The 14,160-nt window shown below is 33.5% G+C and carries 11 protein-coding genes; 6 read left to right on the top strand and 5 right to left on the bottom strand.

The features are described from left to right. The first annotated feature begins 61 nt into the window (after nt 1-61). Complete coding sequence (locus QYS47_RS09250; protein ID WP_308356834.1) at nt 62-1,009, top strand: OmpA family protein; 948 nt, start codon at nt 62-64, stop codon at nt 1,007-1,009. Between the two features lie 37 nt (nt 1,010-1,046). Here the strand turns inward: QYS47_RS09250 and QYS47_RS09255 are convergent, their stop codons facing one another. Then, the gene (locus QYS47_RS09255) at nt 1,047-1,820 is read right to left on the bottom strand and encodes an SOS response-associated peptidase (protein WP_322345691.1); all 774 of its coding nucleotides are present in this window, start codon (nt 1,818-1,820) and stop codon (nt 1,047-1,049) included. Between the two features lie 86 nt (nt 1,821-1,906). On the opposite strand from QYS47_RS09255, the gene QYS47_RS09260 reads away from it, so the two are divergent. After that, nucleotides 1,907-2,842, top strand: coding sequence for a mechanosensitive ion channel family protein (locus tag QYS47_RS09260; RefSeq protein ID WP_322345693.1), 936 nt, complete (start codon nt 1,907-1,909; stop codon nt 2,840-2,842). 102 nt (nt 2,843-2,944) lie between these two features. Here the strand turns inward: QYS47_RS09260 and paaN are convergent, their stop codons facing one another. Continuing rightward, complete coding sequence (gene paaN, locus QYS47_RS09265; RefSeq protein ID WP_322345694.1) at nt 2,945-4,612, bottom strand: phenylacetic acid degradation protein PaaN; 1,668 nt, start codon at nt 4,610-4,612, stop codon at nt 2,945-2,947. Nucleotides 4,613-4,738: 126 nt separating this feature from the next. Between paaN and QYS47_RS09270 the strand changes: the two genes are divergently transcribed. The 4 genes from QYS47_RS09270 to QYS47_RS09285 all read left to right on the top strand — a co-directional run bounded on the left by QYS47_RS09270 (nt 4,739) and on the right by QYS47_RS09285 (nt 12,508). Then, nucleotides 4,739-8,944 carry a S8 family serine peptidase gene (locus tag QYS47_RS09270; RefSeq protein WP_322345696.1) on the top strand — a complete coding sequence of 1,402 codons (4,206 nt, stop codon included), beginning with the start codon at nt 4,739-4,741 and terminating at the stop codon, nt 8,942-8,944. Nucleotides 8,945-8,956: 12 nt separating this feature from the next. Continuing rightward, a complete protein-coding gene (locus tag QYS47_RS09275) occupies nt 8,957-10,207 on the top strand; it encodes a competence/damage-inducible protein A (RefSeq protein ID WP_322345697.1) in 1,251 nt (416 codons plus the stop codon). Between the two features lie 155 nt (nt 10,208-10,362). Beyond that, on the top strand, nt 10,363-11,700 hold the full coding sequence (locus QYS47_RS09280; protein ID WP_322345698.1) for a dihydrolipoamide acetyltransferase family protein: 1,338 nt from the start codon (nt 10,363-10,365) through the stop codon (nt 11,698-11,700). A 103-nt stretch (nt 11,701-11,803) separates the two neighbouring features. Continuing rightward, entirely contained in the window at nt 11,804-12,508 is a 705-nt protein-coding gene (locus QYS47_RS09285; RefSeq protein WP_302125697.1) for a class I SAM-dependent methyltransferase, read from the top strand. A gap of 3 nt (nt 12,509-12,511) precedes the next feature. On the opposite strand, the gene QYS47_RS09290 is transcribed toward QYS47_RS09285, so the two are convergent. The 3 genes from QYS47_RS09290 to QYS47_RS09300 are packed head-to-tail and all read right to left on the bottom strand — an operon-like array spanning nt 12,512 to nt 13,860. After that, on the bottom strand, nt 12,512-12,883 hold the full coding sequence (locus QYS47_RS09290; RefSeq protein WP_322345701.1) for a hypothetical protein: 372 nt from the start codon (nt 12,881-12,883) through the stop codon (nt 12,512-12,514). Between the two features lie 9 nt (nt 12,884-12,892). After that, nucleotides 12,893-13,516: a hypothetical protein gene (locus tag QYS47_RS09295; protein ID WP_322345703.1), complete on the bottom strand. Its 624-nt coding sequence runs from the start codon at nt 13,514-13,516 to the stop codon at nt 12,893-12,895. Then, entirely contained in the window at nt 13,513-13,860 is a 348-nt protein-coding gene (locus tag QYS47_RS09300; protein ID WP_308358440.1) for a PadR family transcriptional regulator, read from the bottom strand. The genes QYS47_RS09295 and QYS47_RS09300 overlap by 4 nt, the downstream gene beginning before the upstream one ends. Between the last annotated feature and the right edge of the window lie 300 nt (nt 13,861-14,160).

The raw sequence follows: 14,160 nt of genomic DNA on the forward strand, positions 1-14,160 counted from the left end.
TCAATACAATCAATATTTCATTAGTTTCGTTACAGACTTCAATATAATTAAATCTAAAAAAATGATAGTAAGAACAATATTTATTGCCTTAGTAATTTTTAGTAGTGCTGCATGTGTAACCCAGAAGAAATATGACCAGCTTTTGGCTGAGAAAGTTAAACTGGATGCTGATAAAATGGAGTTGGAAGATGAGTTGAAAATGAAAAAGAATACAATTGAATCATTAGAAGCTCAACTGGCAGAAGAAAAAGAGTCTTTAGAGAAATCCAAAGAAGCGTATCAAGCATCCCAGAGCAGCCTAGATTCCTTACAGCAACAATATGAAACGCTAAACGACTATTATGATAAATTAATGAGCAGTAGTGGAAAGCTTAATAAAGATTTAGCCAATAAAGAAAAGCAATTATTACAAATGGAAGCTGATTTAGAAATTTCAAAAGAAAGAAATGATGAATTAGCGGCTAACTTAGCTGAGCGTGAGGAAAGAGTTGCTGAATTAGAAAAAATATTGGCGGATAAGGAAGCAGCAGTAAATGCACTAAAGCAAAAGGTAAGTGAGGCTTTACTTAATTTTAAGGAAAACGACCTGACAGTAGAAGTCAAAAACGGTAAAGTATATGTTTCTTTAGCGGAGCAATTATTATTTAACTCCGGGAGTACAGTAGTAGATACAAAAGGAGTAGAGGCCTTAAAGAAATTGGCTCAGGTATTAAAAGAAAACCAAGATGTTAATATAGTAGTAGAAGGCCACACTGATGATGTTCCAATTTCGGGAAACAATAGATATTTAAAAGATAACTGGGATTTAAGTGTGTTGAGAGCTACTTCAATAGTAAGAATATTAACGCAAAATGGAGCTTCACCCGAAAGAGTTACTGCTGCTGGTAAAGGCGAATTTTCACCTAAATCTACAAATGATACTGCAGAAGGAAGAAGAGAAAATAGAAGGACTGAAATCATCCTCACACCTAAACTGGATGAGCTATTCCAAATATTGGAATCAAATTAAGATTTTAAAAGCCAAGTTTTTTCAAGCTTGGCTTTTTTTAAAATAAGCCCAGTTGCTCACCGTATTCCTGAGGCTCAATTATATCATGAGTTTGTGGTCTGTTTTTCTTCCCTCTGACAGCCTTTACAGGCCAAGCTTGCATGAATTTTTCATCATAAGGTTTAATTAAAGCTTCCACTTGCTCTTTGCTCACTTTATCTTGAATAGAATTCAACCATTCTTCTTCTAGTTCTTTAGGTAGAATCAAAGGCATCCGAGGCTCTTTCAATTTTGGGCTGTTGTGAATTTCAGCCATCATGGAATTCGCCTGAGTAGTCACAATACTAATGGTTTGCTTTTTCAGTCCGTTTTCAGGATTAACCCATTCTTCGTAAATCCCAGCTAAACTCATAGGTTGATTATCTTTCAAGCTGATGTAATGAGGGACCTGTTCTTTTTTTCTATGTTGGTGTTCAAAGAAACCATCTACCATCACTATGCATCTTTTGTCTGCTGCAGCTTTTCTAAAAGCCGGTTTCTCAAACATGCTTTCACTTCTGGCATTAATCGTTTTGTTATGCATCTGGTGGGCTTGATCATTATCTTTCACCCATGATGGAATCAATCCCCATTCCATCAATTGAAATTCATCTGGTTTTTCTAATGTAATTACAGCTAGCTTAGGGTGGTCGAACCCTGTAGTATGGAAAACCGGTTTTATGGGGTTTCCTTTTTCATCAAAATAACTTTCAATAGCCTCTAGGTCCTTATCAGGATGGCGTTCAGCGTATTTTTTCTTTTTCTGAGTTAAATAAGCAACATCGTAACACATAGATTAATAATAGAAAATTATTTTGATTTTTCTTTTATGATGAAGGGCTTATCTTAGCATTTATACTATTAGCAAACCAAATTTTTATGCAAGAGGGAAAACTTAATTCAGTAGGAAAGGAAATTAAAGAACCATTAGAAGTAATCGCAAATAAATTTACAGTATGGTTTGATACTTTCGTGGATATGATTCCTAATATGTTGCTTTCCGTGATTCTTTTCATCCTTTTTGTGGTTGTATCGAAATTAAGTAGAAAGGTATTTATTAAGATATTCCAGAAATCTTCTGACAATAAAGCTTTAGAAAATCTATTCGCTACTATCATTTACTATTCGATGATGGGGATAGGGATTTTCATCATTCTAGATATTCTTAATTTAGATAAAGCTGTGACCTCCCTCTTAGCTGGGGTGGGAGTAGTAGGTTTAGCCCTTGGGTTTGCTTTTCAAGATATAGCAGCCAATTTCGTTTCAGGTGTGATTTTAGCATTTAGGAAGCCTTTTTTAGTGGGTGATATTATTAAGGTTGGAGGTTATATGGGAGAAGTGACTAGAACTAACTTGAGAGTATCCGTTATTGAGACTTTTCAAGGTCAAGAAGTGTATATTCCTAATAAAGATGTGTTATCTAACCCTATCGAAAATTTTTCTGTTTTAGGAACTAGAAGAATTGATTTAGCTGTAGGAGTTTCCTATGGTGATGATTTAAAGACAGTAAAGTCATTAGTTTTAGAAACTCTTAATAATCTTGATTATGTAGTTAGAAAAGAGGATATGATTTTCACCTACACGGGTTATGGGGATAGCTCTATTAATTTTGATATTAAGTTCTGGATTAAATATCCAACAGAACCGAGCTTTTTGGAAATGAGGTCAAATGCAATAATTGCTATAAAAGAAGCATTCGATCAAAATGATATTACCATTCCATTCCCAATCAGAACTTTGGATTTTGGAATAAAAGGAGGAGAAAAACTTTCCGAAATGAACATTGGTCCTAATAATAGCCTGGGTTCTAAATAATAATGGTCTAGTTGGTAACTTATTTTAGGACTAAACAACACCTCAAATAAAAAAGCCTGGATTTTAAAGAAACCAGGCTTTTCACTTTTAAATAAAATCTCTTTACGATTCAGCTGGCTCTCTAAATCCTACCCATGTAAATCTTTTTATTACATATTCTGGGTTGGTTAATGAAGCATTTCCAGAAGGATTACCTCCCGTTACGTGGAAATCAGAGAATCCTGCATTTTGATTCACATGTATAGCACCAGTTAAGTTAAAGCTAACTGAAGTTGCTGCCATACCCATTTTATCCATGATTAAATTCTTCGTATTTTCATCTGTTGTATAAGCAGCACATGAAATTGCACCATGATTTGCAGCCAATGATGAAGCTAATTCTACAGATTGATTAGTATCTTTAGTTTTAATCAATAATACAACTGGCCCGAATAGCTCTTGAGTGAATTTATCTTCATCTTTGGCATCCATTTCAATAATAATAGGAGTTGCAGTTCTAGCTTTTTCAAACATTGGGTTTTCAATTGATCTGCTTTCAAGCCAAACTTTTCCGCCCATTTTCTTTGCTTCTTCAGTATGTCCTACCGTTTTAGGGTTTTGAATAGCTCCTAGAACAAATGGCCCAGCTTTAGGATTGTCAACCAATCCGTTGATGTTATCAACAAGCTTTTGAGCAAATTCATCGAAACTTACATTTCCATCGGGTGTATCAATTCCTCCTTCCGGGATGAAGAAATTCTGAGGGCAAGTACACATTTGACCAGAATATAAACAAACAGAGAAAGCTAAGTTTTGAGCTACTTTATCAATGTTTTTTGCAGAGTCTATGATTACTGAGTTAACTCCAGTTTTTTCAGTGAATACAATTTTATTATCTAAACCTTCCAAATAGCTACCAAATGCAGAGCTACCTGTATAATCGATTAGCTTAATTTCTTTGTGTTCAGCTAAATCTTTAGTGATCATCTTATCATAAGTATCAGGAGCTAGCTGGCAAACATTAGGGTCAATTCCATTTTCCTTTAATACTTTTTGAATTTCGGATACTACAATAGCCATTGGTAAAATTGCACCCGGATGTGGTTTTACAATACAAGGATTACCAGTCATTAGTGAAGCGTAAAGACCGGGAACTGAATTCCAAGTAGGGAAGGTGCTACAACCAATTACTAAGCTGATACCTTTTGGCATTGGTTTCCAGCTTTTATTGAGTTGCACATTGAATTTACCCATTGGCTTATCCCAGAATTTACTTTCAGGGAATCTTTTTAGTTCGTCATAACCAAAAGCTATAGCTTCCATAGCTCTATCCGCTGCATGAGGTCCAGAGGCTTGAAATGCCATCATATATCCTTGCCCAGTTGTGTGCATGGTCGCATATGCATTTTCAAAAAATCTGTCCTTAAATCGATCTAAGCTTTCTACTAAAATTGCAGCTCTATCATCAATTGAAGTATTTCTCCATTGCGTCCAGGCTTTATTTGCTTTATCAATTAATGTTTCTGAACTAAAAGAAGGATATAATATTCCTAATGGTTTACCTAAATAAGGAGATTCTTCTTGGCCAACCCATGCTTCAGGATCTGTTTGCAATAAGTCCTCAAATTTCTTATCTAAACTCGCTTTAAACTTTTCCTGACCATCTTTATCTGCAGTTTCACCGTAAATCTTTGGTGATGGATGCTCTGGGTATTGAGCATAAAAAGATCGTTCGTGAACAGCATCAATTGCCTTTTTTAAAGTGTCTTTATGCTTTTCGTATAAACTCATGGATAATATTTTTAAATTTGTGTTTATTTCTAAAAGCATAAATATACATTTAAGATTTGAAGCAAGAAAATAGAATTCCTTAGACGGATAATATTTTACAAGGAAGTGAAGAAAAAGAATCAACCTATGAAGTACATTTTACCTCTATTGCTGTCCATATTTATTATTCAGCAGGGAGTAGCTCAAGAATATGTTCCAGGTGTTTTAGTTGTGAAATTGAAAGAGGATAGTAAATCTAGAAAACCCTTTTCAAATGCGCTTAACATTGATGATTTAGAAGAAAATAAATCAGTAAAAAATTTAAAAAGCTTTTCAAGTAAATCTAATTCTCGAAGGAATAGATCTATTGGAAAAAGTAGTTTGGATAATCTTTTCAAAATAGAAATCAATGATGCTATTGATGAAAAGCAGTACATCAACTATCTAAAATCCTTTGATAATGTCAAGTATGTTGAAAAATACCCAAATGTAAAGCCTTTATATGTTCCCAACGACCCTGAAGCACAGTTCGGTCAGGCACAGTTTCATTTGGCACAAATTAATATTTATGATGCATGGAATACTTCTCAGGGAAATGAAGATGTAGTTATAGGTATTATTGACACAGGTGCGGATCTAGATCATGAGGATTTAAATGCTAACTTATATTTAAATGCTGCAGATCCTATTGATGGGGTTGATAATGATGGTGATGGATATATTGATAATTATTATGGATGGGATTTTGCAGATGAGGATAATTCCCCCGAATCAGATGGTAGCACTCACGGTACAGGAGTGACAGGTATAGCAGCAGCTGCAACAGATAATAATACAGGTATTGCAGGGGTAGGATTTAAGACAAAGTTTATGCCTATTAAAATTTTTCAAACTCAAAATAACTTTTCAAGAAACAGTTTTGAGGCCATTATATATGCTGCTGACCAAGGGTGTGATGTAATCAATCTATCATGGGGTAGTTCTGGTAGATATTCACAATTTGCTCAGGATATTATAAATTATGCGGTATTGGAAAAGGATGTAGTAGTGGTGGCTGCTGCGGGAAATACCAATGCGGAATTAGACTTTTTTCCAGCTTCTTATGATAATGTATTATCTGTAGGTTATGTCAATTCTGACGACAGCAGAAATGAAAATGCTACTTTTAGTGATTTCATTGACATCGTAGCACCTGGTGTTGGGATTTATACTACGGAAAATGGAGATACTTACGGAACTGATAGTGGATCATCCTATGCGGCACCTATGGTAGCTGGAGCAGCAGCATTACTTCGCTCTGTTTTCCCTGAATGGAATGCATTGCAAGTTATGGAACAACTTCGAGTAACTTCTGATGATATCTATGACGTAGGAAGTAATCGTGATTATCTCTATCAATTTGGTAAGGGAAGACTGAATGTATTTAAAGCTCTAGCAGATTTTTCTAGTCCATCGATTAGAATTAGTGATGTGAGTTACACAAACGGATTGGAAGAAGCCGCATATTTTGGCGATACGCTTTCTATACAAGTTGAATTCACAAACTATTTAGAATCAACTGAGAGTATAAACGTAAGCTTAACTACTTCCAGTCCTTATGTTGAAATATTACAAGGAGAATATAGGATTGATTCTTTAGGAAATAATCAGTCAGTAATAAATACAAATCAGCCCTTTAAAGTGATTCTATCTGAAGACTTGCCTGAAGATGAAGCATTAAATTTTAGAATACTTTTTGAGGGCGAATTTTATAATGACTATCAATCTTTTCAAATTCAGAGTAGTCCTAAAATTCAATTGTTTACTTTCAATAATTGGAAATTTGGGTTGAATGCAACCGGTAATTTTGGGAGAAGTCAGGAAAATCCGTTTAATGAGTTTGCAGTCTATTACAATAATAAAAGAGTAATTGATAATGCAGGAGTTATTCTTTATGCCGGATTGGATAGCTTGAGAAGGAATTCTGTGATAAGCCCAACAAATTTTATTTATGCTGAGGATTTTGAAAGTTTTCAGTCATTAAAAAGGTATAATGATCAAACTGCTGACCTTGACGTAAGAAGTGTTTTTAATGAAAAGGACGATGTTTCTAATCCATTAGGTATTTATATCAGACAAAGATTTTTGGCTTGGAATGACTCTCCTGATATTTTAATTCATCAATTCAAAATTGAAAATAGAAGTGTTAATATTTATGATTCGTTGTACTTCACATTATTTACAGATTATGCCATTGATGAAAAGATAAATAATTCAGTAGCTTATGATAGTGCTTTGCAATTATCATATGCCTATGATGAGGCTCAAAGTGAATATGTGGGTTTAGCTATATTGTCTAAATATGATTCAGTTTTTTATGCGTTTGATATGGATAATTTTAATGGTCATACAATTGATCTAGAAAATGATTCATTAAAACAATCCACCATTCAATATGCTTTGGTAAATTCATTTTCAAAGCTAGCGGCTGGTCAAAATTCAGGAGGAAATAATGTAGGAGCACTACATGGCGCTTTATATCCACAATTTAAGGACTCTAGTTCAATTAATTTGTCTTTTGCTATACTTAGAGCTGATAACCTTGATAAGTTAAAAGCATTAGTTTCAACTGCCAAAGAAAAAGATTCAATTAGCTATACTAACCCACCATTTGGTAGACAGGTTTTAATATGTGAAGGAGATAGCCCAGTAATTAGTGCTCCTGATCAATCACAGTATAATATTTATACAAGTTCGAGTAGTTCAAGTCCAATTTATTCAGGTGATAACTTTGCGCCAGGCCAAATCAATCAGGATACTACTTTCTATTATGTAGAACTCGACTCGATGGGGATAGAAAGTATTAGAAAAAGATTGGTTATAAGTATACAAAGACCCATTGCTAATTTTACATTACCTTCCGAACCCATATTAATTGATCCTGATAAAGCAAATAGTGTAATTTTTAGTGACAGCAGTGAATTAGCAACGAGCTGGAACTGGGAATTTAGCAATGGAATAACTTCTAGCCGTAGAAATCCTTCTATTATATTCGATTCGGAAGGAAGCTATTCAGCTCAACTTATCATAACAAGCCAGATAGGTTGTAAAGATACTCTAAGTAAAACTTTTGAAGTTTTTGAAAGACTTCCTAAACCCAATATTGGAAAGCTTGAAGTCTGTAAAAATTCAGACTTGCTTATAAGTGATCCTGATTTAACAGAAATTACAATATACTCAGATAGTTTATTACAGAATCAAATATTTAAAGGCTCTGAATTCATTATAGAATCAATTCAAAAGGATACTCTTTTCTATGTTAGAAATGAAAAGGGTGATTATTATTCTACTGTTGAAGAAGTTGAAGTTCAGATTGTTCCGCTACATGCTAAAATGAATGTAAGTTTAAACCTTCAAGCTGAAACAGTTAACATGCAAGGATATGCTGTTCAGAATTCTCCCTTAGCAACGAATTATTATTGGTTGATTGGAGCTGATACAGTTAGCACAGAAGAAGAGTTATATTTTGATTTACTGGCACTTAAAAATTTCCCTTTAAAACTTATTACGGTTAGTCAATCTAATTGTATTGATTCGGTAGTTTTTAATCCAGATCAAAGTCCTGTACCTACTTTTGATGATTATTATTTATGTCAGAGTGAGGCCGTAGTCATTAATTCCAATAATTCAAATGAAGTATATTACTTCAGAGACAGTACTATGACTGAAATAATAGGGAGAGGTGATAATGTTAGCCTTGACAGCATTTCTGACAACATGAGTATTTATGCTGTGAATGTTTCAAACTATAAACCTTCTGAACCAGTTGAAGTACCTGTTTTTGTAAGTGATTTAAGTGCAGAATTTTCTGTATCTCTTGATACCATTAATTTAGCATTTGATCAAGAAATCAACCTGATTTCTGAATTTGATCAAGCTTCAGAATGGCAATGGAAATTGGATGGAAATTCAATAGGAAGTACACAAGAGTTAATACACACTTTAACTGAACCTGGAGTTTTCATTTTAGAGCTTTCTGTTAAAGACACATTGGGTTGCAGTGATCTTAGAAGAAAGCAATTGGTTGTTTTTGATGATCCTCTTTTAGGCAATAAAAATGAATTAAAATCCTACTTTTCAATTTATCCGAATCCTGCTAATAAATTCGTTCACCTTACTGGAAGAGATCAATTTGAATTTGATGAATACAGTATAATTGATCAAAGCGGGAAAGAGGTTTTAAAATCGAATAATACAAAACCTTTTCTTCAAACTGAGATTATTGATGTATCAGAATTAGAACAAGGAGCTTATTATTTAATAATTAGAAGAGGAAAGCTTGAGGCTTCCTTTTTATTTGTAATAAAACGTTAAGAAAACAATTCAATGAAAAATATTTATGCCGAACTAATTTCAATAGGAGATGAGATTTTATACGGTCAGACTTTAGATACGAATTCTCATTTTATCTGTGGAGAATTAGATAAGATTGGAATCCGAGTTTCTCGTAAGGTTACAGTTTCAGATTCACGCGATAGCATTATGAATGCTTTTCGTGAAGCTGAGAAAAACGCTGATATTATCTTGATTACCGGAGGCCTTGGCCCAACGAAAGATGATTTAACAAAGCCACTTTTAGCAGAATATTTTGATTCTGGGATGAAGCTTCATGAAGATATATTGGAAGATTTAAAGGAACGTTATGCAAAGCGTGGAAGAGAGTTAAATGATTTGAATAAAGGACAAGCTGAATTACCAGAAAAATGTAAGCCTGTTGAAAATAAATTTGGAACCGCTCCAGGTATGTGGTTTGAAAAGGATAACAAAATATTTATCTCTATGCCAGGTGTTCCAAGAGAAATGCAACAAATGATGCAGGATTCCATTCTTCCAAAGTTTAAAGAGATTTTTGATACTCCTGTTTTAATTCATAAGATGATTCATACCGTAGGAGTTCCGGAAAGCATTTTGGCTGAAAAACTTGAAGATTGGGAAAATGGATTATCAAAGGAAATCAAGTTAGCCTATCTTCCAGGTTTAAAACAGGTGAAGTTAAGGTTAACAGCTTCTGGGAAAGATGAAAAGCATTTGAATGCCTTAATTGATCAAGAGGTAGACAAGCTTTATAAATTAGTAGGAAAGTATATTTATGGAACCGATGAAGGCAATTTAGCTCAAAAAATAGGGGATTTATTGTTAAAGCAAAACAAAACTATCGCATGTGCTGAAAGCTGTACAGGTGGTTATTTAGCTCATTTAATTACTTCAAATGCTGGAAGTTCAGAATATTATAGAGGAGGTATAAATCCTTATCATAATGATTTAAAGATCAATGTATTAGGAGTTAGAAAAGAAACTATTGAAAAATACGGAGCGGTAAGTGAGCAAACGGTAATTGAAATGGCGGAACGAGTTCGTGAATTATTCAATGCTGATATTGGAGTTTCAACCAGTGGTGTGGCAGGTCCTGGAGGAGGAACTAAGGACAAACCAGTGGGTACAGTGTGGGTAGCTTTGGCTGATGGTACTAAAACCCAAACTAAATTATATCATTTTCAATTTGATAGACATGGTAATATTGAAATCACAACTAATTCATTATTAAATTTGGTTCGGCAAACTTTAAGCTCAAATTAATTGAGAAAAAGTTTATAAATGTTAATTTTGTACAAATTTGATTTGGTTTGAAACATTTAAAACGTTTCTAGCTTATAATAGAAGGAAATAGTCCTTTTAATTAAAATATATTTTTTTATAAGAGTTTTTCATTTCAATAAACGACTAATTATTTCATGGCAACTGTAGAAATGGTAATGCCCAAAATGGGTGAAAGTATTATGGAAGCAACAGTGCTTACCTGGTTAAAAAAGGAAGGTGACACTATTGAAGAAGATGAATCTGTATTAGAAGTAGCTACTGATAAAGTAGATACTGAGGTACCCGCTCTTGAGGCTGGAGTTTTGAAAGAAATTTTAGTTCAGGAAGGTGATATTGTAGCTGTAGGAAAACCTATAGCAATAATTGAAACTGAAGGAGGAACCTCAGCATCATCAGATAATGGATCAACTTCTAAGCCTGAAAAACAAGAAACCTCAGCTGCACCTGCTGCTTCAACGGAAAGCTCTTATTCAGGAAATAATGGTCATGATATTGCAGCTCGTTCAGATTCAGGAAGATTTTATTCTCCTTTAGTTAGAAACATCGCTAAAGAAGAAAATATTGGAATGGCTGAATTAGAGTCTATTTCTGGTACTGGTAAAGATGGACGAGTAACTAAAAAAGATATTTTATCCTATTTAGATAATAGAGGAGAAGCTCCTGCTCAAAGTCAGCCAGCTCAAACTGTTCAGCAGTCTGCTCCAGCATCTCAACCAGCTGCCGCACAACCGGCACCACAGGGTGTTCCAGTTAGCATTTCTGCAGATGATGAGATCATCGAAATGGATAGAATGCGTAAGATGATTGCAGGAAGAATGGTGGATTCTAAAAGAATTTCTCCACATGTTACTTCTTTCGTTGAGGCTGATATGACTAGTGTAGTTCAGTGGAGAAATAAACATAAAAATACTTTCAAGGAACAGGAAAATGGAAATCTAACCTTTACACCAATTTTTATTGAGGCGGTTGTAAAAGCAATAAAGGATTATCCGATGATTAATGTGCAAGTTGACGGTGATAGAATCATCAAGAAGAAACACATTAATATAGGGATGGCAGTTGCTTTACCAAGTGGTAATTTAATCGTGCCTGTTATAAAAGATGCTGACCAATTGAACATACGCGGGTTAGCCAATAAAGTAAATGACTTAGCTAAGAGAGCTAGAGATAATAAATTAAAAGCTGAGGAATTAGAAGGAGGTACTTTTACTATTTCTAATGTTGGATCATTTGGTAATGTAATGGGTACTCCAATTATTATGCAACCTCAAGTAGGTATTCTAGCTTTAGGAGCTATTGTTAAAAAGCCTTCTGTATTAGAAACCCCTCAGGGAGATGTAATCGCAATTAGACATAAGATGTTCTTATCTCATTCATATGACCATAGAGTAGTAGATGGTTCATTAGGAGGAATGGTAGTGAGGAGAGTAGCTGATTACCTCGAAAAATGGGATGTTAAAAAAGATCTATAATTGATTATTTGGTTATTTGATAGATGAAAGGGTTGTGAAAGCAACCCTTTTTTTATGCAAACTATTTGCTCACTGCGTAGTTTTAAGAAACAAATATTCAGTTATGAGAAGGTTATTGCTATTGTTAATATTTTTCTTCTTAAGTTTTTCTTGTCATTCACAAAATGACAATGATAATCAAGCTTACAGCTTTAAAGCCGGTGATCGCTTTGGAACTGGGAAATGGTATATGGATAGAGAAATAGCTCATGTAATGGGTTATCAGGGTATAAATTGGTTGGAAAGACCAGAACGGGAAAAAGAAGAAAATACCAATAGACTTTTAAAAAACATGAATATTCAGGGCGATGATGTAATTGCCGACATAGGTGCAGGTTCTGGCTATCATGTTTTTAAAATGGCACCAAAAGCAAAAGAGGTTTATGCTGTAGATATTCAAGCAGAAATGCTTCAGGCTATTCAAGATAAAAAAGAGGAATTAGGTGTTTTAAATATTCAATTGGTTAAAGGATCAGAGCGAAGTGTCAATTTACCTGAAAATAAAATAGATAAAGTACTTATGGTAGATGTATATCATGAATTTAGTTATCCTATTGAAATGATAGCTTCTATAAAAGATGCGCTAAAACCTCAGGGCGAAATTTATTTGATTGAATATCGGGCAGAAGACAAAACAGTGCCTATTAAAGAATTACACAAAATGAGTGAAGCGCAGGCTGTAAAAGAAATGAATGCTGCCGGTTTTAAATTGAAAGAAAACATTGATAACCTTCCCTGGCAGCATTGTATGGTTTTTATTAGGGAATAATATTTAAATTTTTCTAATTGATTTCTGATACATATTGTAGAAGAAAACAGGGAGAAAAGTAAAGGATAAAAGGAAAAACGAAAAAGCTAAACTAAAATCTCCAATTTGGTTATCGTAAAATCTTATCCAGGTAGAAAATATAAAAACTATAAAGGCAAATAGACCAGAAATCCATTGAAACCTAATTTTCAAGTCATTTAATTCACCCTCTTTCCATTTCATAAAAAAGATTATAGGAAAACATATTAAGCCCGCTAAACTCTCTCCTCCAAATAATAAATAATATGTATAAGGTAACTTCATTATTTTGAAGAAAATTCCAGCAAGAAAGATGAAACAGGCAAAATACGTTAAGGTGTAAATTATTTTTTTCATGAAGTTAAATTATGAGTGCAATACAGATTCTTCTTGACTAGACTTATACATTCTGAAAAAATAAAAGGGTAGAAAAAGAAAACCGAAGATTAAAAATCCAAGGCCAAATAACACACCAGCCCCTTGTAAATGTAATAGCTTAAAGAAGCTTCCTAAAAAGATCAGCATTAAGCTAAAAGTACCGAAAATCCATTTTAGTCGCTCAGACATTAAAGTGAGAACCTTATCTTTAAATTTAATGATCAGTAATAAGGGTAGGAAAATAAAGGATACGCCCAATAAACCCGAAAACATCATAATGTTTGCTCCTGGAAAATGCATTAATTTAAAAAATAAGCCTACTGTAAATGAAAAACTAAAAATAAAGCCTGAAATGTAAGTGAATTGTTTCATGAGTATTATTTTTTTGTGGTTTAATAAAAAAAGTGTTTCATATTGTATTTCTTCAAAACCATTTGGAGTGGTTTGCTCATACGCTTTCTGATAAGCATCTTCGAAGTCACGACCTCTTTGCATTTCAATTTCTATCAGGCAACAAAAATGATCAATTAGATCATCTCGCATCTCCAATGATGAAATACTGCTATCATTAATTTGATTAGCTATATAAGCGAGTTGTTCATCCGTTATCATAGTGCAGGAGAGGTTTTGTTATCTGTAAAAACTATTTTATTTAAGGTTTCAATAAAATCTTCCAATTCCTTCACCACTAATTTTTTTTCTCCTTTTCCTTTATGAGTTAAGGTATAATATTTTCTGACTCTTTTGCCAATATTTACTTCTTCGGTAGTTAGAATGCCGTCCTTTAGTAATTTGTGTAAAGTAGGGTAGAGACTTCCATCTTTGATTAAAATTTTACCATCTGATATTTCTTTTACCTTTTGACAAATTTCATAACCGTACATCTTCCCATTCTCTTCAAGGAGCTTTAAAATGATAACGCCTAATGTTCCTTTTAATAGTTCTTTTGAATACATAGAACAAATATACATCAAATAATGATGTATCAAAATAAAAGGTTGAAATATTGTATTTTTAATCATATATTTATTTCAGTGAACTAAAGAAAATAGTGTGAGAAAAAAATTAAAACTATTCGGTATTCTTATTTTAATACAGCTTGTTTTGGAACTAAGTTATCACGCGATATGGGGATTATTAAATCCTTATACACTGAATTAGTTTTATAAAAATTATTCCCACTCCTTATAAAAGCGACTACCGCCAATTATCAGAAATGAATGCAGATTAATCTAAAATATTCTTAGAATAGATCA

Origin of the sequence: Marivirga arenosa (assembly GCF_030503875.2) — a bacterium.
Lineage (GTDB): Bacteria > Bacteroidota > Bacteroidia > Cytophagales > Cyclobacteriaceae > Marivirga > Marivirga arenosa.